The organism is Bacillus sp. SORGH_AS_0510 (genome assembly GCF_030818775.1).
GTDB lineage: Bacteria > Bacillota > Bacilli > Bacillales > Cytobacillaceae > Neobacillus.
This window is the reverse complement of record NZ_JAUTAU010000001.1, coordinates 162,704-182,713: the sequence shown is the minus strand read 5'-3', so window position 1 is coordinate 182,713 and position 20,010 is coordinate 162,704. Positions and strand designations below refer to the sequence as shown.

General features: G+C 40.1%; 18 protein-coding genes. All 18 read left to right on the top strand.

Annotated elements, in window-relative coordinates; genetic code table 11:
* The first annotated feature begins 25 nt into the window (after positions 1-25).
* The 18 genes from purR (at position 26) to spoIIE (ending at position 19,878) form a co-directional block, all read left to right on the top strand.
* Entirely contained in the window at positions 26-853 is an 828-nt protein-coding gene (gene purR, locus QE429_RS01040; protein ID WP_307282972.1) for a pur operon repressor, read from the top strand.
* Between the two features lie 2 nt (positions 854-855).
* Positions 856-1,230 (top strand): 2-iminobutanoate/2-iminopropanoate deaminase, encoded by a 375-nt coding sequence (gene ridA, locus QE429_RS01035; protein WP_307282969.1) that lies wholly within the window; start codon positions 856-858, stop codon positions 1,228-1,230.
* Between the two features lie 198 nt (positions 1,231-1,428).
* A complete protein-coding gene (spoVG, locus tag QE429_RS01030) occupies positions 1,429-1,719 on the top strand; it encodes a septation regulator SpoVG (RefSeq protein ID WP_003347151.1) in 291 nt (96 codons plus the stop codon).
* A 220-nt stretch (positions 1,720-1,939) separates the two neighbouring features.
* Positions 1,940-3,313 (top strand): bifunctional UDP-N-acetylglucosamine diphosphorylase/glucosamine-1-phosphate N-acetyltransferase GlmU, encoded by a 1,374-nt coding sequence (glmU, locus tag QE429_RS01025; RefSeq protein ID WP_307282966.1) that lies wholly within the window; start codon positions 1,940-1,942, stop codon positions 3,311-3,313.
* Between the two features lie 214 nt (positions 3,314-3,527).
* A complete protein-coding gene (locus tag QE429_RS01020) occupies positions 3,528-4,484 on the top strand; it encodes a ribose-phosphate diphosphokinase (protein WP_307282964.1) in 957 nt (318 codons plus the stop codon).
* A 149-nt stretch (positions 4,485-4,633) separates the two neighbouring features.
* On the top strand, positions 4,634-5,263 hold the full coding sequence (locus tag QE429_RS01015; protein ID WP_307282962.1) for a 50S ribosomal protein L25/general stress protein Ctc: 630 nt from the start codon (positions 4,634-4,636) through the stop codon (positions 5,261-5,263).
* Positions 5,264-5,394: 131 nt separating this feature from the next.
* Positions 5,395-5,955: an aminoacyl-tRNA hydrolase gene (pth, locus tag QE429_RS01010; RefSeq protein ID WP_307290701.1), complete on the top strand. Its 561-nt coding sequence runs from the start codon at positions 5,395-5,397 to the stop codon at positions 5,953-5,955.
* Positions 5,956-6,095: 140 nt separating this feature from the next.
* Positions 6,096-6,326 (top strand): anti-sigma-F factor Fin, encoded by a 231-nt coding sequence (fin, locus tag QE429_RS01005; protein WP_307282960.1) that lies wholly within the window; start codon positions 6,096-6,098, stop codon positions 6,324-6,326.
* A gap of 320 nt (positions 6,327-6,646) precedes the next feature.
* On the top strand, positions 6,647-10,183 hold the full coding sequence (gene mfd, locus QE429_RS01000; RefSeq protein ID WP_307282957.1) for a transcription-repair coupling factor: 3,537 nt from the start codon (positions 6,647-6,649) through the stop codon (positions 10,181-10,183).
* Positions 10,184-10,340: 157 nt separating this feature from the next.
* Positions 10,341-10,877, top strand: coding sequence for a stage V sporulation protein T (gene spoVT / locus QE429_RS00995; RefSeq protein ID WP_307290700.1), 537 nt, complete (start codon positions 10,341-10,343; stop codon positions 10,875-10,877).
* Positions 10,878-11,534: 657 nt separating this feature from the next.
* A complete protein-coding gene (locus QE429_RS00990) occupies positions 11,535-13,178 on the top strand; it encodes a putative polysaccharide biosynthesis protein (RefSeq protein ID WP_307282954.1) in 1,644 nt (547 codons plus the stop codon).
* Positions 13,179-13,181: 3 nt separating this feature from the next.
* Positions 13,182-14,648, top strand: a complete 1,467-nt coding sequence (gene yabN / locus QE429_RS00985; protein ID WP_307282952.1) for a bifunctional methyltransferase/pyrophosphohydrolase YabN — start codon at positions 13,182-13,184, stop codon at positions 14,646-14,648.
* A gap of 17 nt (positions 14,649-14,665) precedes the next feature.
* Complete coding sequence (locus QE429_RS00980) at positions 14,666-14,938, top strand: RNA-binding S4 domain-containing protein (RefSeq protein ID WP_307282949.1); 273 nt, start codon at positions 14,666-14,668, stop codon at positions 14,936-14,938.
* A gap of 196 nt (positions 14,939-15,134) precedes the next feature.
* Entirely contained in the window at positions 15,135-15,437 is a 303-nt protein-coding gene (yabP, locus tag QE429_RS00975) for a sporulation protein YabP (RefSeq protein WP_307290699.1), read from the top strand.
* Positions 15,434-16,066 (top strand): spore cortex biosynthesis protein YabQ, encoded by a 633-nt coding sequence (yabQ, locus tag QE429_RS00970; RefSeq protein ID WP_307282946.1) that lies wholly within the window; start codon positions 15,434-15,436, stop codon positions 16,064-16,066. Before yabP ends, yabQ begins: the two co-directional genes overlap by 4 nt.
* 14 nt (positions 16,067-16,080) lie before the next feature.
* Positions 16,081-16,464, top strand: a complete 384-nt coding sequence (locus QE429_RS00965; RefSeq protein WP_307282944.1) for an FtsB family cell division protein — start codon at positions 16,081-16,083, stop codon at positions 16,462-16,464.
* Between the two features lie 94 nt (positions 16,465-16,558).
* Positions 16,559-16,984, top strand: a complete 426-nt coding sequence (locus QE429_RS00960) for a S1 domain-containing RNA-binding protein (protein ID WP_307282940.1) — start codon at positions 16,559-16,561, stop codon at positions 16,982-16,984.
* Positions 16,985-17,409: 425 nt separating this feature from the next.
* On the top strand, positions 17,410-19,878 hold the full coding sequence (spoIIE, locus tag QE429_RS00955; RefSeq protein WP_307282937.1) for a stage II sporulation protein E: 2,469 nt from the start codon (positions 17,410-17,412) through the stop codon (positions 19,876-19,878).
* The last annotated feature ends 132 nt before the right edge of the window (positions 19,879-20,010 follow it).

Here is a 20,010-nt window from a genome sequence, read left to right as displayed (position 1 = left end):
AATATACGGGTTTTGGGGGTTCTTTATGAAATTTCGTCGCAGTGAACGTTTGATAGATATGACAAATTACTTACTCGACCATCCTCGTCAGCTTGTTCCGCTCACCTTTTTTGCTGAACGATATGCGTCAGCCAAGTCTTCTATCAGTGAAGACCTTGCAATTGTGAAGGAAACGTTTGAACAAAGAGGAATAGGAACATTGCAAACTGTACCTGGTGCGGCAGGCGGGGTAAAATTCTTTGTGAAAGTCAGCAGGGAAGAAGCGGAGCCTTTTGTCAATGAATTATGTGACTTAATTGCCAAACCAGAAAGACTGCTGCCTGGTGGGTATTTATACTTAACCGATATTTTGGGCGACCCTCAGGTAGTGCAAAAGGCTGGTCGGATCATCGCCTCAGCTTATGCAAATGCAAAAATTGATGTAGTTATGACCGTAGCAACCAAGGGAATTCCCCTTGCTTATGCGGTTGCTAGTCAATTAAACGTCCCAGTAGTCATCGTAAGAAGAGATAGTAAAGTAACAGAAGGGCCTACAGTGAGTATTAATTATGTTTCGGGATCAGCAAAAAGAATTCAAACCATGGTTCTATCCAAGCGAAGCATGAAGCAAAATTCGCGGGTCCTTATTGTGGATGACTTTATGAAGGCTGGCGGCACTGTCAATGGAATGATCAGCATGCTGGAGGAATTTAATTCTCAATTAGCTGGCATTGCGGTGTTGGTAGAGGCTGAAAAGATTCAAGAGCGTTTAGTAGATGAGTATATCTCGCTGGTACAGCTATCCGATGTGGATGTAAAAGATAAGAAAATTAAAGTAGAAGCAGGAAATTATTTTTCTATCTGGAGGAATTAAAAATGAGAACAGTTCAAACTAATCAAGCACCAGCTGCAATCGGTCCGTATTCGCAAGGAATTATCGTAAATAATCTGTTTTATAGCTCAGGCCAAATTCCATTAACGGCTGAAGGGAACTTGGTAACAGGTGATGTGAAGGAACAAACACATCAGGTTTTTAAAAATTTACAGGCAGTTTTAACAGAAGCCGGTGCTTCTTTCGAAACTGTGGTGAAGGCTACTGTATTTATTAAAAATATGGATGATTTTGCTGCGATTAACGAGGTATACGGAGAATACTTCAGCACACATAAACCAGCACGGTCATGTGTAGAAGTGGCACGTCTTCCTAAAGATGTCCTAGTAGAAATCGAAGTAATTGCGCTCGTAAAATAAACGAGCGCTTTTTTTATGCGCCTGGAGCGGAAATCAACAGGCATAGGTCAAAAAGAGGAGGAAAACAACCATTTTTTACAAATGTTCACTATTTTGACCTAAATTTTCAAAAAATTTTTTAATATAAAGAAGGAATATACAAATAATTGTTGAATTTATAACACTAGCTTTTTATACAAAAGAAAAGGGTGTGAGCACATGGAAGTAACTGACGTAAGATTACGCCGGGTTAACACGGATGGAAGAATGAGAGCGATTGCATCAATCACATTAGACAATGAATTTGTTGTTCATGACATTCGCGTTATCGACGGAAACAACGGTTTATTTGTAGCTATGCCAAGTAAACGTACTCCAGATGGAGAATTTCGTGACATTGCGCATCCAATTAATTCAGGAACACGCGGTAAAATCCAAGAAGCAGTTTTGGCTGAGTACCATCGCCTAGGTGAATTGGAAGTAGAATTTGAAGAAGCCGGTGCTTCCTAAGGATTTTAACAACTAGGGCCTACTTCACAAGTAAGGCTCTTTTTTATTGTGGATTTTCTTTGCTCAAAACTTAACATACTGTATCTCCCTACATACCTCCCTCCTCTTCATAAAAAAACTTAAAATTGTGAAATTAGACACATCCTGTTCATTCCTTGAAAATGGCGTCCATTTACGTTAATATTTTTAATGGATAAAAAGGTAAATTGGAGGACTGTCCATGTCTAATCGTTATGCTGTGATTTTGGCCGCAGGGCAAGGAACGCGGATGAAATCAAAGCTTTATAAAGTTTTACACCCAGTTTGCGGTAAACCAATGGTACAACACGTAGTTGATCAAATAAAAAAGTTGAATATTCGCGAAATGGTCACCATTACTGGTCATGGAGCAGAAATGGTACAATCACAGCTAGGTGAGACCAGTCTTTACGCCTTGCAGGAAGAACAGCTTGGTACGGCACATGCAGTCATGCAGGCTAGCAGTATGCTTGAGGACAAAGAGGGTGTTACGATCGTTGTGTGTGGTGATACACCTTTAATAACAGCTGAAACAATGGAGTCATTGTTTAAACACCATGAAGAACTATCTGCAAAAGCTACAATCCTCACAGCAAAAATAGACAATCCTACGGGATATGGCCGAATCATTCGCAATGAAGAAGGTCTCGTTGAAAAAATAGTGGAGCATAAAGATGCTACCGATACAGAACGAAAAATCAACGAAATCAATACAGGTACGTATTGTTTTGACAATAAAGCATTATTTGAAGCATTAAAAAATGTATCTAATGACAATGTTCAAGGGGAATATTATTTACCTGATGTCATTGAAATTTTGAAAAATCAAGGGGAGGTAGTGACTGCCTTCCAAACGAATGAATTTGAAGAAACATTAGGTGTAAATGACCGTGTAGCTCTAGCAGAAGCAGAGCGAATTATGAGAACCCGTACGAATATTGCCCATATGCGTAACGGGGTGACCATCATTGACCCAGCTAACACCTATATTGAGACAGATGTGGAAATCGGACAAGACACCGTTATCTATCCAGGAAGCATCATTAAAGGAAATACACTCATTGGTTCTGAATGTCATATTGGTCCAAATTCAGAAATTGATTCTTGTGAAATTGGAAATGAGACTGTAATTCGCCAGTCAGTTGCCCATAAAAGCGCGATTGGTTCTCAAGTGAATATTGGGCCGTTTGCACATATTAGACCGGAGTCCAATATTGAAGATGAAGTGAAAATCGGTAACTTTGTCGAAATTAAGAAGGCTGTTTTCGGAAAAGGAAGCAAAGCCTCTCACTTGAGCTATATTGGTGATGCTGAGGTTGGCAGCGATGTGAACCTTGGTTGTGGGTCCATTACTGTGAATTACGATGGAAAAAATAAATATTTAACCAAAATTGAAGATGGAGTTTTCATTGGCTGTAATTCAAATCTTGTTGCCCCTGTCACAATTGGAAAGGGCGCATATGTGGCTGCTGGTTCAACAATCACAAAGGATGTACCAGGTGAAGCCTTATCTATCGCCCGTGCACAACAAGTGAATAAAGAAAATTATGTTCAAAAGCTTAATATAAAGAAATAGGCTATGCTAAAGAACATTTGCTGATTGTTTACCCTGTTGATTGGAGCGGAAGGAGCGAAGACTTCTGTGGGAGTATGGTTCAGGGGAGACCCCGCAGGCGCGTTTCGCCGAGGAGGCTCGCCGAAACAACCACGAACCGCTCGCTCCTGGAGCGGAAATCAACAAAAAAATTTAACAAAGCCAAGAAATAAGCAATGATAATTGGAGGGCCATCATGTCAAATCAATATTTAGATCCGAACTTAAAGGTATTTAGTTTAAATTCAAATGTCCCACTAGCAAGAGAAATCGCTAAAGTTATTGGAGTTGAACTAGGGAAGAGCTCTGTAACTAGATTTAGTGACGGTGAAATTCAGATTAATATTGAAGAAAGTATCCGTGGTTGTGATGTATATGTCATCCAGTCAACTAGCTCACCTGTGAATGAAAATATCATGGAATTATTAATCATGATTGATGCACTAAAAAGAGCATCTGCTAAAACGATTAATATTGTTATGCCGTACTATGGTTATGCACGTCAAGACCGTAAGGCGCGTGCACGTGAGCCAATCACAGCGAAGTTATTTGCAAACTTACTTGAGACGGCTGGTGCTACTCGTGTGATCTGTCTGGATTTACATGCACCGCAAATTCAAGGATTCTTTGATATTCCAATCGATCACTTAATGGGTGTACCTATTTTATCAGAATACTTTAAAACAAAAGATCTAAATGGCGACATCGTTATTGTTTCTCCAGACCATGGCGGTGTAACAAGAGCAAGAAAGATGGCAGAACGTTTAAAGGCTCCAATTGCAATTATCGACAAACGCCGTCCGAGACCAAATGTTGCTGAAGTCATGAATATTGTAGGTAATATCGAAGGCAAAGTAGCTATTTTAATTGATGATATTATCGATACAGCAGGTACGATTACACTTGCGGCTAATGCGTTAGTTGAGAATGGGGCAGCAGAAGTATATGCATGCTGTACACATCCAGTATTGTCAGGCCCGGCAATTGAGAGAATTGAAAACTCTAAAATTAAAGAATTAGTCGTAACAAACTCTATCGCTCTTCCAGAAGAAAAGAAGAGCAGCAAAATTATTAACCTATCGGTGGCTCCATTAATTGGTGAAGCGATTATTCGTGTACACGAAGAGCAATCGGTTAGTACGTTGTTTGATTAATAGTCCTTTTACAGGACCTGGCTTATTGGTCAGGTCCTGCTCTTGATTTAATGAATCTCCGCTCCTTCCTTTTAAGAAAAAATGTTTAGACCTTCCGATTTTAGGGCAATTTTATATAGACAGATATGAATAGGAAGGGGACTAAACTTATGAGTACTGTATTACAAGCGAAGGAACGAAAGGAATTACGTCACTCTGCATTAAAACGAATCCGAGAAAATGGAGATATTCCAGCTGTAATCTATGGGTCAAAGGTTGATAGTAAACCAGTAGTAGTGAGTTCTGCTGATTTAACGAAAACCATCCGCTCTGTTGGTAGAAATGGTGTTATTTCTCTCGATGTGGACGGAAGTAAACAAGATGTGGTTCTGACCGATGTTCAAAGCGACTTTATCAAAAAGGAAATTATCCATGTGGATTTCCTAGCTGTAGATAAGTCCTCTAAGATTAACGTCGATGTGAGACTGGTTCTTGTAGGCGATGCACCAGGAGTAAAAGATGGTGGCGTGCTGCAGCAGCCGGTTCACGAGTTATCGATTACTGCAACCCCGGATAACATTCCACAACAAATAGAAGTGGATATTTCCAACCTACAAGTAGGAGAAACCGTATTGGTCGGTGACATTCCTTCTGCAGGTGGATTTACGATTAACCATGAGGATGATGAAGTAGTTGCTTCCATCCTTCCTCCAAGACAGGAAGAGGAAATTAACTCTGGGGAACAACAAGAAGAAGGACACCCAGACAAAGAAGAAGGAAGAGAAACTACACCAGAATAAAAGAACTTTCAATTTAAGAGCAAAAGACGTAACCAATCTGTGGTTACGTCTTTTGCCGCATTAATCAATGGGAGAAAACCATGTTTCGAAAACTATTTAAAAGGTTGGCTGAACCGGAAGAGGTGGGAAATATGAAATGTATCGTTGGTTTAGGTAACCCTGGAAAGCAATACGATCAAACAAGACACAATATTGGCTTTGAGGTAATTGATGAACTATCCCATCAATTCTCCATCCCTCTGACCCAGTCTAAATTTAAGGGACTGTTTGGAATGGGGATGTATAAAGGGGAAAAGGTATTATTATTAAAACCACTTACATATATGAACTTATCAGGTGAATCCATTCGCGCAGTCATGGATTACTATCAAATAGATGTGGAAGATTTAGTGGTGATTTATGATGATTTGGACCTTCCAGTCGGAAAAATTAGACTGCGTCAAAAAGGAAGTCCTGGAGGCCATAACGGAATTAAATCCACGGTGGCACATCTTGGAACACAGCAATTTAATCGTATTAGAATCGGAATTGACCGTCCTACACCAGGGATGAGTGTGCCGGATTATGTTTTAGGCCGCTTTCGCAGTGAGGAAACTCCATTCATGCAGGAGGCAGTAAAAAAGAGTGCAGCTGCCTGTGAATCCTGGTTAGAAAAGCCATTTTTACAAGTAATGAATGAATATAATCAATAATTGCTCATGTAACAAGCTGTACCTTCATATGATTGAAAAAGACAGAAATCGATTCAAACCTATTGCCATTCATCTAGTTGAATAAGTTCCTCCCAACAGGTACATACTAATAAGGAAACATAGAGTGGGGAGGGACAGGCGTGGCCATTCATTACCATTGTCGTCATTGTGGTACAAAGCTTGGTTCCATTGAAAAAGCATCGATTCATAGCGAAACACTGGGTCTTCATAAATTAACGGAGCAAGAAAGACAGGAAATGGTTGCTTATGACTCATCTGGCGAGATTCACATCACAGCAATTTGTGAAGACTGTCAGGAAGCTTTAGAACGGAATCCAGATTACCACCAATATGATTTTCTTATTCACTAACCAGCTTTGGAGCTTAATCCAAAGCATTTTTCTATTTTTAATTTTTTACTATTAAAATGTTATTTATATTAAATCTAGCTATGAAAGAGCCTAATGTTGAGTTTAACACACCTATTGATTGGAGCGGAAGGCACGTAGACTCCTGTGGGAGTATCGTTCAGGTGAGAACCCCGCAGGCGCGTTTCTCCGAGGAGGCTCACCGAAACACACACGAACCGCTCGTGCTGGAGCGGAAATCAATAGACTAGTTAACAGTGCTCTAAATTTAAATGATAAAGGGCCATTGGCCATTTACATATTGTAGGAAGGGAGGAGAAACCTTGGATGGTTTAAAGTCACTGTTCCTTAAACAGGAAGATGTCCACTCAGTCATTGCTGGCGTGGAGGAAGGTTTAAGAGAACAATTGGTCGCAGGCTTATCAGGTTCCTCACGAACAGTATTAACGGCTTCAATCTACGAACAAATGCAGAAGCCTATTATGCTTGTAACCCATAATCTATTACAAGCACAAAAACTCTATGATGATATTGTAAATCTACTAAGTGACAAGGAAGTATTTCTTTTTCCAGCCAACGAATTAATTGCAGCCGAACTCAGTATTGCCAGTCCAGAGTTGAAGGCCCAAAGAATAGAGGCATTAAACCATTGGAGTAAAAGCAATAAAGGGATTTTAATTGTCCCTATTGCCGGTTTGAAAAAAATTGTCCCTCCTAAGTCGCATTGGAAAAAGTATCAGCTGTCGTTAAAACTTGGGGAAGACATTAACATCGATCAGCTGTTGAATACGTTGGTGAAAATGGGCTATACCCGTGCTGAAATGGTTAACACGCCAGGGGAGTTCAGTGTAAGAGGCGGAATCATCGATATTTATCCTCTAACTGAAGCTAACCCGCTTCGAATTGAATTATTTGATACGGAAATTGATTCGATTCGCTATTTTTCTCTTGAAGACCAGCGTTCTAAAGAAAAAGTAAAAACAGTGATGATTGGTCCTGCTACTGAAATCCTGTTTGAAGATGAGGATTATAGCCGAATCATTAGTAAATTAGAGTCAGGATTAGCACAAAGTCTACGAAAGCTGAAAGATGAAAAAGCCAAAATCCAGCTTTCTCAAAATATTAGTTATGAATTAGAGCAGCTGAAAAATGGGCAAAAGCCAGACCAAGTTTATAAGTACTTATCGCTAGCCTACGAGAGGCCTGCTAGTTTACTAGACTACCTTCCGGCTAACGGTCTCGTGTTTATTGATGAAATAAGCCGAGTTCAAGAAATGAATGAGTCATTAATCAAGGAAGAAGCTGAATGGTATACAGGTCTACTTGCTGAGGGTCAAATTATCCATGATCTCCATATCTCGCATGACCTGCAAGTCATGCTGCAAAAAAAGGAATTTCCTATTGTTTATATGTCCTTATTCTTACGGCATGTGGCCAATACAAGTCCGCAAAATATCATTAATGTTTCTTGTAAGCAAATGCAAAACTTCCACGGTCAAATGCATGTATTAAAGGCTGAGGTTGATCGCTGGAAGAAGGGCAATTATTCTATTCTCTTTCTAGGTCCAGATGAGGAACGGGTAAAAAAATTAGAGCGTGTTCTAGAGGACTATGAAATTGAAGGAAGTATTGTAAAGGATAATCAGCAGCTTATGCCTGGTAAAGTCCACATCATGAAAGGAAACCTGCATGCAGGGTTCGAACTATCCATTCAAAAGATTGCTGTGATTACAGAGGAAGAGCTGTTTAATAAACGGGTGAAGAAGTCTGTCAGCCGTCAAAAACTCTCCAATGCCGAACGAATCAAAAGCTACTCGGAGCTTAAAGTGGGAGACTATGTGGTTCATGTCAATCACGGGATTGGGAAATACTTGGGGATTGAGACGCTTGTCATTAACGGGATTCACAAAGATTATCTTCACATTCGCTACCAGGGAACGGATAAACTGTATGTACCTGTTGAACAAATTGATCTTGTTCAGAAGTATGTGGGCTCAGAAGGCAAGGAGCCTAAGGTCTATAAGCTTGGCGGCACCGATTGGAAGAAGGTTAAGAAGAAGGTTGAATCCTCCGTTCAAGATATTGCGGATGACCTAATTAAACTGTATGCAGAACGCGAGGCAGCGGTAGGGTATGGCTTTTCCCCTGATGGAGATATGCAGCGGGAATTTGAAACCTCCTTTGCCTATCAGGAAACAGAAGACCAGCTTCGATCCATCCATGAAATTAAAAAGGATATGGAAAGAGCCCGTCCAATGGACCGTCTGCTTTGTGGTGACGTTGGTTATGGAAAAACAGAAGTAGCGATTCGTGCAGCCTTTAAAGCCATTGCTGATGGGAAACAGGTAGCTTTCTTAGTACCGACAACGATTTTGGCACAGCAGCATCATGAAACGTTACGCGAGAGATTCCAAGACTATCCGATTAATATTGGCTTGCTAAGCCGCTTCCGTTCAAGAAAGGAACAAACAGAAACGATTAAAGGCTTAAAGGCCGGTACGGTGGACATTGTGGTTGGAACCCATCGTTTGCTTTCAAAGGATATTGTTTATCGTGATCTAGGGCTGTTAATTATAGATGAAGAACAAAGATTCGGAGTCACACATAAAGAGAAGATTAAAAAGTTAAAAACCAATGTTGATGTATTAACCTTAACAGCCACGCCAATCCCAAGAACACTTCATATGTCAATGCTGGGCGTCCGTGACTTGTCTGTTATTGAAACACCGCCAGAAAACCGCTTCCCAGTACAAACCTATGTAATGGAATACAATGGATCACTGGTCCGCGAGGCAATTGAACGAGAACTGGCAAGGGACGGACAAGTATTCTTCCTGTATAACAGAGTAGAAGATATTGAACGTAAAGCAGAGGAAATTTCGATGCTTGTTCCTGATGCACGTGTTACCTATGCCCATGGACAAATGTCGGAGAATGAGCTGGAGTCTGTTATGCTTAGCTTCCTTGAGGGTGAATTTGACGTGCTTGTAAGTACGACTATCATTGAAACCGGAGTAGATATTCCGAATGTAAATACATTAATTGTTTTTGATGCTGACCGGATGGGACTTTCACAGCTTTATCAGCTGCGAGGTCGTGTGGGAAGATCCAATCGTGTTGCGTATGCCTATTTTACTTATCGAAAAGATAAGGTTTTAACAGAAGTCGCTGAAAAACGACTGCAGGCCATAAAGGAATTTACCGAATTAGGCTCAGGCTTTAAAATTGCGATGCGAGATTTATCAATTAGAGGAGCTGGTAACCTATTAGGCGCCCAGCAGCATGGCTTTATAGACTCTGTCGGATTTGACCTTTACTCGCAAATGTTAAAAGAAGCGATAGAAGAGCGTAAGGGAGATCTTGGAGCGGAAGTAAAGAAATCTGTGGAGATTGACCTTGAAATTGATGCATATATTCCTGATTCTTATATTAAAGATGGAAATCAAAAGATTGAGATGTACAAACGGTTTAGAGGTGCTGATTCTCTCGAAGAAATTGAAGAGCTGCAAGCGGAAATCCTCGACCGTTTTGGAGAATACCCGGAAGAGGTAGCCTTCCTTTTCCAAATTGCTGAAATAAAGGTTCATGCCCTTGCAAATGGTGTAGAGCAAATAAAACAAGCAAAACAAGAGATAACAATCTTAATAAGTGAGCAGGTGACCCAAACGATTGACGGAAGCAGGCTCTTCCAGATTGGCAGTCAGTTTGGCAGAAATGTGACCCCTGGAATGGAGGGGCCAAGGTTAAAAATCATGATTAAGACAAAGGAATATCAAACACATCAGTGGCTTAATATTGTTGAGGAGATGGTGAAAGGAATCTCCATGGCGAAGAGAGGCCATGAAAATCCTGTGAACTAATTTCCTGTATATGTGAAAATGTGAAAATTATATGTCTAATGTGTATAGAACTTTCCAGATGAAAGATACTAAGTTCAAAGTTGGTGATGATTTCAATAAAAGGAAACTTATCATTGCCAAGTTGAATAATCATCAGATGAAAGTGAGGCAACATTGGATGAAAGCAACTGGAATAGTTCGTCGAATCGATGATTTGGGTCGTGTTGTTATTCCTAAAGAAATACGTAGAACGCTGCGTATTCGTGAAGGAGACCCGTTAGAGATTTTTGTGGATCGAGACGGGGAAGTCATTTTAAAGAAATATTCACCAATCAGCGAGTTAAGCGATTTTGCCAAGGAATATGCAGAAGCCCTATTTGATAGCCTCGGTAATCCCGTTTTAATTTGTGATAGAGATACGTATATTGCTGTCGCTGGCGGGTCTAAGAAAGAGTATTTAAATAAGAACATTAGTGATTTAGTTGAAAAAACGATGGAAGAACGGAATTCAGTGCTACATACACAGCAAGGTGAAATTGCACTGGCTGATGGAAATGATGAAACCGTATCTTCTTATACCATTGGACCAATCATTGCGAATGGGGATCCAATTGGAGCTGTTATTATTTTCTCTAAAGAAGGAACACTTGGTGAAGTAGAACAAAAGGCAGTGGAAACAGCTGCAGGGTTTTTAGCTAGACAAATGGAATCGTAAATTTTTCTCCAAAAAAAGGCAGCGGGCTCGCTGTCTTTTTTATTTAATCTTTTGTTAAACTTTGTTCCAGATTCAAAAGCAACTTCAGACAGAGCAGGAGTGAAAAGCAGCAACATTGTCAGAAGACGGGGCAACTTCAGACAGAGCAGGAGTAAAAAGTTGCAACATTGTCAGAAGTCAGAGCAACTTCAGACAGAGTAGGAGGAAAGGCCAGCAACATTGTCAGAAGACGGGGCAACTTCGGACAAAGTAGGAGTGAAAAGCAGTAACATTGTCAGAAGTCAGAGCAACTTCAGACAGAGTAGGAGGAAAGGCCAGTAACATTGTCAGAAGACGGGTCAACTTCAGACAGAGTAGGAGTGAAAAGCAGCAACATTGTCAGAAGTCAGAGTAACTTCAGACAGAGTAGGAGGAAAGGCCAGTAACATTGTCAGAAGTCGGGTCAACTTCAGACAGAGTAGGAGTGAAAAACAGCAACATTGTCAGAAGACAAGGTAACTTCGGATAGTACTGATGAAATTAATAGTATTAAGTCAAAAGAAGTAAATATCAACGTAAAACATAAGTATGAATAACAACAATCTTTGCTATAACGGCATTTATATTTCATCTAATATGATGTCTTCATATGCTATAATACTTTGGAGTTTATTATTAGTGGGTGAAGCGATGTATTCAGGGAAGTCTGCCAATCAATCGAAGGCTTTGTTTAGAGGGGCGTTTATTTTAACTATTGCGGCGCTTGTGGTGAAAATTCTAAGTGCGTTTTACCGCATCCCTTTTCAAAACATTGTCGGTGACGTTGGTTTTTACATATATCAACAGGTATATCCAATCTATGGGATGGCTATTGTCTTATCTACAACAGGCTTTCCGGTTGTCATATCTAAACTATATGCGGAGCAAAGAGAAAAAGGAAATGCGGAAAAGTCCCGCCTTCTACTTTTTACCTCATTTATCTATTTACAACTATTCGGTTTTATTTGTTTCCTTGTCTTATATTTAGGAGCGGAGCGGATTGCTCTTTGGATGAACGATCCCCATTTAGCTATCTTATTAAGAGTAGTTTCTATTGTATATCTAACCTTTCCTTTTGTCTCGCTGCTGAGAGGATACTATCAGGGAATTGGGAATATGGTTCCAACTGCACTGTCGCAAGTGGGGGAACAAACCATTCGGGTGTTGACGATTCTTGTTCTGTCCTACCTGTTTATGCAGAAGGGATATTCGCTCTACCTTGTTGGCGGAGGGGCGATGTTTGGTTCTATTACGGGAACCATAGTTTCTAGTATTATTCTGTTTATGTTTTTATGGATTCGTAAAGAATGGAAAGGGATTGCGCCCACACGAGGGATGTTTCGTACCTTTACTGTAGAAGCAAAAGAAATCGTAATGGCACTGACCCTTCAAGGATTGATGATTTGTTTAAGTGGGATGCTGCTAATCCTTATTCAATTAGCGGATTCTATGAACCTGTACTCGTTATTAACAAACAATGGATTCGATAAGGAATATGCCAAGAGTCTGAAGGGAATTTTTGATCGGGGGCAGCCTCTCATTCAATTAGGTACGGTTGCAGCGACCTCAATGTCTTTAACCCTTGTACCACTTATTACCCGTGAGAGAATAGCAGAAGAACAAAACAATCTAACGGGAAAAATTCAAATGGCGTTAAAGGTAAGTATCGTTATTGGCCTCGGTGCATCAGCAGGTCTTTGGGCCATTATTAGGCCGACGAACATCATGTTGTTTGAAAATGACCTTGGTTCAACAGAATTAGGAATACTCGGCTTTGTTATTCTTTTTACATCGATTATTTTAACGATCATCGCCATTATGCAGGGGCTAGGGAGGCTGTTGTTCCCTGCCTTAGCCGTAACCATCTCGTTTCCTATCAAATATGGGTTAAATATGTTGTTGGTTCCCTGGGTTGGAACCAGGGGTGCTGCTATTTCTACCATTATTACGTTGGCTTTTGTTACGCTATTATTATTAGTAAGGCTAAGGAAGATGTTAGCTGCCTCACTTTTAACCGGCCGCTTTTTTACAACGGTACTCTTGGCAACTGTGGTGATGGTTGTGTTTTTAAAAGGGTACATTTTGGGTACAAATCCTTTGTTAGGCCAACTTGGTATAGAACGGATAGGAGCTGCCGTACAGGCTTTAAGTGCTGTCTGTTTTGGTGGCATCCTCTTCATGATAATCATCATAAGAGGCAGGGTATTCCTCGAGGAGGAGTTGGCATTATTTCCACTGGGAAATAGATTGATCCATTTTTTAGCACGAAAGGACAGAACATAAATTATGGCGAAAAAAATTGAAGTTCTTGGATTAGGGGCAGGAGACCTTGAGCAACTGCCGGTTGGAGTTTATAAAAAGTTATTACGTTCAGGGCATGTATTTTTAAGGACAAAGGAGCATCCAGTTGTCCAGGATTTAGAAAAGGAAGGGATGACCTATTCTTCCTTTGATACTGTTTATGAAAAACATGACCAATTTGAAAAGGTATACGAAGAAATAGTCCAGACTTTATTGAAAAAGGCTGAACAAGAAGCGATTGTCTATGCTGTCCCGGGGCACCCGCTTGTAGCGGAACGGACGGTGCAGCTGCTGTTAGACTATGGTCCTCAAAATAACGTGGAAATTAGCATTGGCGGCGGACAAAGTTTTATTGATGCCTTGTTCGCCTCTTTAAAAATTGATCCAATTGAAGGATTTCAATTGCTTGACGGTACCGATTTACATACAGGTCAACTGCAATTAGAGCAACATATGATTATCAGTCAGGTGTATGATCAGTTCGTCGCCTCTAATGTCAAATTAACTTTGATGGAAAAACTACCGGATGATTACGAGGTATTTATCGTCACTGCAGCAGGTAGTACACAGGAGATTATAGAAAAAGTACCACTGTATGAACTAGATCGAAATGTATCGATAAATAATTTGACATCTGTTTATGTTCCACCTGTGGTACAAGAAGAGGTTCTCTACAAGAATTTTTCTAAGCTGAGGGAAATCATTGCGGTCTTAAGAGGACCAGATGGTTGCCCATGGGATAAGAAACAAACACATGAGTCATTAAAAAAATATTTAATCGAAGAATGCTATGAAGTCATTGAAGCCATTGATAGTGGAGATATTGATCATTTAATCGAAGAGCTCGGCGACGTCCTGTTACAGGTGATGCTTCATGCTCAAATTGGTGAAGATGAAGGGTATTTCACTGTAGATGATGTGATTGAAGGTCTTTCAGCAAAAATGATTCGCCGTCATCCGCATGTTTTCGGAAATGGAAAGGCGGAAAGTGCTGAAGAAGTCGTCCAAAATTGGCAGCAAATTAAGGAACAGGAAAAAGGCAAGGTTCCCGCGTCCTTATTAGAGGGTATCTCAAAATCCCAGCCGAATTTATTGCGGGCATACGAGCTGCAAAAGAAAGCGGCAAAGGTTGGGTTTGATTGGCAGGAAATTACACCCGCTTTGGAGAAAGTGAAAGAAGAGCTAGAAGAATTCATCCATGAATTAAATGGTACAGATGAAGGATTAAACTTGGCAAAAAAGGAATTTGGAGATTTATTGTTTGCGTTTGTTAACGTCGCTCGTTTCCTGAAAATACATCCCGAAGAAGCGCTATTCGAGACGAATGAAAAGTTTATCCGCCGTTTTCAGCATGTAGAAAAAATGGTGGAGCAAAGCGGGAGAACCTTTGAAGAGCACACGCTAGAACAGCTCGACAAGTACTGGGACGATGCTAAAGAAAAAGGATTATAAGTGAGGAGGAATCGCATATGCGTCTAGATAAGTTTTTAAAGGTATCGAGACTAATTAAAAGAAGAACATTAGCAAAGGAAGTATCTGATCAAGGCAGAATTGAGGTAAATGGTAAAGAGGCAAAAGCGAGCACGACAGTAAAAGTTGGCGACGAATTAACCATCCGTCTCGGACAGCGGATAGTAACTGCCCGAATCGATCGGATTCAGGATACAACAAAGAAAGAGGACGCTGCAGAGATGTATACAATCATTAAAGAAGAAAGACTGGGTCCTACGGATAGCTTCTAAAATGTCCAGCTTCAGCGCCCAGCCCCTCGGGTCAAATAACCTTCGGCAATAAAAGTCAAAAGGCGGACTTTTCTTGCCGAAGAACATTTGCCTGTCGGGGCTAACCAGTTCGCTTACGCTTTTCTATGTTCTAATCTCATCGTTTATCACATACAAATGTACAAAGGGTTGTACAAATGATTGTGAGGGATGAATGATGAGTCAATATTATGAAACTAATCCATCAAAGAGTAGTGTTCCTGACCATGATGTTATTATGAGAGGGAGAAAACTCCTTGATATTACGGGCGTTAAACAAGTAGAAAGCTTCGATAATGAGGAATTTTTGTTAGAAACGGTGATGGGTTTTCTGGCAATTAAAGGACAGAACCTGCAAATGAAAAATCTCGATGTCGAAAAAGGGATTGTCTCAATTAAGGGAAAGATCTTTGACTTAGTTTACTTAGATGAGCAGCATGGGGAGAAGGCTAAAGGTTTCTTTAGCAAGTTGTTCCGATGACACTTTCTACGCAATTTCTAACCATGCTTTCCATGATCGGAATGGGGTCAGTTTTTGGCGCCCTGTTTGATACGTATCAGAGGTTCCTCAATCGGCCGAAAAGGAAGCAATGGATTGTTTTTATCAATGATGTACTGTTTTGGGTCATCCAAGCTTTACTTGTTTTTTATACATTATTTATAGTTAACGATGGAGAGCTACGGTTTTACATCTTTATCGCTCTCTTATGTGGATTTGCTGCCTATCAAAGCTTGTTTAAAGGAATTTATTTACGGTTGCTGGAGCTGGTCATCAATACGGTGATTGCGACGATTAACTTCCTGAAAAAGACCTTTAGACTTCTAATTTATAAACCAATCGTGGGTCTTATCCAGGTAGTGATTGTCATTATTGTGGCATTTGGCAGGGGCATATACACCCTTGTCAAATTTATTTTTAAAGTTGTATTATTTATTCTTAAAATGATTGTCGTTCCGTTGCAAAAAATTCTACTAATTTTTTGGAAACTTTTGCCGAAAGGTATTAAAAAAACCGTCGAGAAGTTATATAATAAAACGGCAGGAAATTTTAAGGAAATCAAGAATTATATAATTAAGTTCATTCATAAATGGAAGAAAAGAAAAGAGTAAGGAGGGAAAGGGAAATGGGAGCAGAGCCGAATCGCAATGTATCGAAAATGCAGACAACCTATGTAAAACAACAAGAATATGCGGAAATTGCCTCAGCAAGGAAAAGGAAACTATTAATCAGACGCCTCGTGCTGTTTTTTGTTTTAGCTTGTGTACTTTCCTATTCCATGATTTCCAGTTCTATTTCCCAAACCGCTAAGCTCGAAGCGAAAATTGCACAAAAGAAAAAGCTTGATCATCAGCTGGCTGAACTAAAAAAACAGGAGGATATTCTGAAAGAGAATATCGTCAAATTGAATGATGATGATTATATTGCCAAACTCGCAAGAAAAGAATATTTTTTCTCTGAAAAAAATGAAATCATATTTAATATTCCTGAAGATAAAAAAGAAAATTAAGCAAATTTGCGTCTTATTGACACTGATTTTTTCCTTTTTGTATAATATAGGGTAAGATTGATTTTTTATATTCTTAAGGAGGAACATTCTTTTTATGTCAATTGAAGTAGGCAGCAAGTTACAAGGAAAGGTAACAGGGATTACAAAGTTCGGAGCGTTTGTGGAGCTGCCAGAAGGCTCAACAGGACTTGTGCACATCAGTGAGGTTGCAGACAATTATGTTAAAGATATTAACGAACATCTTAAAGTAGGCGACCTGATTGAGGTAAAAGTCATTAATGTTGAGAAGGATGGGAAAATTGGCCTATCCATTAAAAAGGCAAAGGATAGACCAGAACCACAACAAAGATCCCAATCACAACGTCCTCGTCAGGGTAGAGCAAATGATCGGAATAATGCGAAGCCTGAAAATTTCGAAACAAAAATGGCGAAGTTTTTAAAAGAGAGTGAGGATCGTTTAACTTCCTTAAAACGTCACACAGAATCCAAGCGTGGCGGAAGAGGAGCGAGACGAGGCTAACTTAGCTGCTTATTTATAATAACTATATCATTCAAAGACAGGTCTAATGGACTTGTCTTTTTTATTTTAGGCTGTGTTAAAGAACAGTGTTGATTTTTATACCCTGTTGATATTGGATCGGAAGGCACGAAGACTCCTGTGGGAGTATGGTTCAGGGGAGACCCCGCAGGCGCGTTTCTCCGAGGAGGCTCGCCGAAACACCCACGAACCGCTCGTGCCTGGAGCGGAAATCAACAGGCACATTTAACAGAGCCTTATGTTAATCGCGCAAAGGCTTCGACAATAAAGTAGTTAGTTAATATTTATTGATTAAAAACAGTGAAAACCGTCGAACGATTATTTAAATTTTTCCACTATTTTGACAAACTTCTAACCCTATTAATTTTATAATTATCTGTACGATGAAAGAATAGGGAGTGTGATTTATGGAAAAGACAAATGCTAGTTTCATAGAACCAATCAGAGAAGTCAACCTTCATTCATCAAAATGGGATGTGGGGAGGGGGCTTAGAAAAGTCCAGTTCATGCTTGAATCCTTTTTTATTAAGAAGGGATTCCTCTTACTCCTAGTCGGTTTCTTACTGGGACGAGCTTTAATATTGGCGAAGTTGACTCCATTCTGTCTTCCCTTCTTTGCTTCTGTATATTTAATCAAGAGGGATCGGGCACCGCTTGCCCTAATCGGACTGACTGTCGGAGCAGCCACTATCTCGTTAGCTAATGCGGCGTCTACCTTTATCATAACGATTCTATTTTTAGCAATTTTCAGGATTAGTAGAAAGTGGCTGACCAACGAAATGAGGGCTATCCCTTTCTTTGTAGGGATTATTCTAGGAATAGGAAAATTGGCAGAAGCATTCGTCTTAACTAAACAATTAACATTGTATGATCTCATGATGGTAGGGGTACAAGCCAGTCTCGCCTTTATTTTGACACTCATCTTTTTACAAAGCATCCCATTGCTAACCTTGAATAAGCGCAGGCAATTACTTAAAACAGAAGAAATTGTCTGCTTAATTATTATGCTTGCTTCGATTATGACAGGCACCATTGGTTGGAAGGTCTATGATTTGTCGATTGAGCATATTATGTCGAGATATCTAGTATTAGTGTTCTCCTTTATTGCTGGGGCAACAGTTGGTTCGACAGTTGGTGTAGTAACGGGCCTAATCTTTAGTCTAGCAAGTGTATCTAGCTTCAATCATATGAGCTTGCTAGCATTTTCGGGTGTTTTAGGCGGCTTGTTAAAAGAGGGGAAAAAAATAGGGGTATCCGCAGGGTTAATGATTGCCACTCTTCTCATCGGCATGTATGGCGAAGGCGGGGGCTCGATCCTGTTAACCGTATTAGAAACTACGGCAGCTATTTTCTTATTCCTCCTGACACCACAGGTCTTAACCTCGAGATTAGCCAAATATATTCCAGGTACACCAGAACATACAGCTGAACAGCAGAAATATATGAGGAAAATGCGCGATGTAACAGCACAACGGGTATCCCAATTCTCGAGTGTCTTCCTTGCTTTATCAAAGAGTTTTTCCCAAATGGAAGTGCAACCCGAAGAGAGTGAACATGACCGGGAAATGGATTACTTTATGAGTAATGTAACAGAACGAACCTGTCAAACTTGTTTTAAAAAGGAACAGTGCTGGGCGAAGAACTTTAATACAACCTATGCTTACATGGAAGAAATTATTCATGAAATGGATCAAAACGATGGGAATGTGTCTCCACGGTTATCGAGGGAATGGGACAAGCATTGCACACGTTCGAAAAAAGTTTTCGAAACAATTGGTCAGGAATTAACTTTTTTTCAAGCTAATCAAAAATTGAAGAAACAGGTGCAGGAGAGTCGTAAGCTGGTTGCCGACCAATTGTTAGGTGTGTCTGAAGTAATGGAGAACTTCGCTAAGGAAATTCAAAGAGAAAGGGAAAACCATCATAAACAGGAAGAACTGATTATGGATGCACTTCAAGACTTTGGTATCCATATTGAACAGGTAGAAATCTATAGCTTGGAGCAGGGTAATGTGGATATTGAAATGTCAGTTCCGTTTTGTAATGGCCATGGTGAGTGTGAGAAGTTAATCGCACCGATGCTATCAGACATCCTTGGGGAAACGATTATTGTAAATAAGGAGGAATGTGCCACCTATCCAGCCGGTTTCTGTCACGTAACCTTCCGTTCCAATAAAGCTTTTACAGTAGAGACTGGAGTTGCTCATGCGGCTAAGGATGGCGGCTTGGTTTCAGGAGACAGCTATTCTACCATTGAGCTTGGTTTGGGCAAGTATGCCATAGCTATTAGCGATGGAATGGGAAATGGGGAAAGAGCTCACTATGAAAGTAAAGAAACGTTGCAATTACTACAAAAAATCCTCCAATCAGGAATTGAAGAAAAGGTGGCTATTAAATCTGTTAACTCGATCCTTTCGCTACGAACAACGGATGAGATTTTTTCTACATTGGATTTAGCGATGATTGACCTGAAGAATGCATCGGCTAAGTTTTTAAAGATTGGATCTACACCAAGCTTCATTAAGAGAGGAAATAAAGTCATTAAGATTCAGGCAAGCAACTTACCGATGGGAATTATTCAAGAGTTTGATGTCGATGTGGTAAGCGAACAGCTTAAGGCTGGAGATTTACTAATTATGATGAGTGATGGGGTGTTTGAAGGACCAAAGCATGTAGAAAATTACGATTTATGGATGAAAAGAAAAGTACAAGAACTACAGACTGATGACCCACAAGAGGTGGCTGACTTAATCATGGAGGAGGTTATCCGATCAAGATCTGGATTGATAGAAGATGATATGACAGTCACAGTTGCAAAAATAAAACATAACACACCAAAGTGGGCATCCATTCCAGTCTACAAAAAAAATGCGTAGTAATGTTTAAGAAATATTATGCTGTGTTTAAAGGTAATAGTTGATTTTGGACACCCTGTTGATTGGAGCGGAAGGCACGTAGACTCCTGTGGGAGTATGGTTCAGGGAGACCCCGCAGGCGCTTGCGCCGAG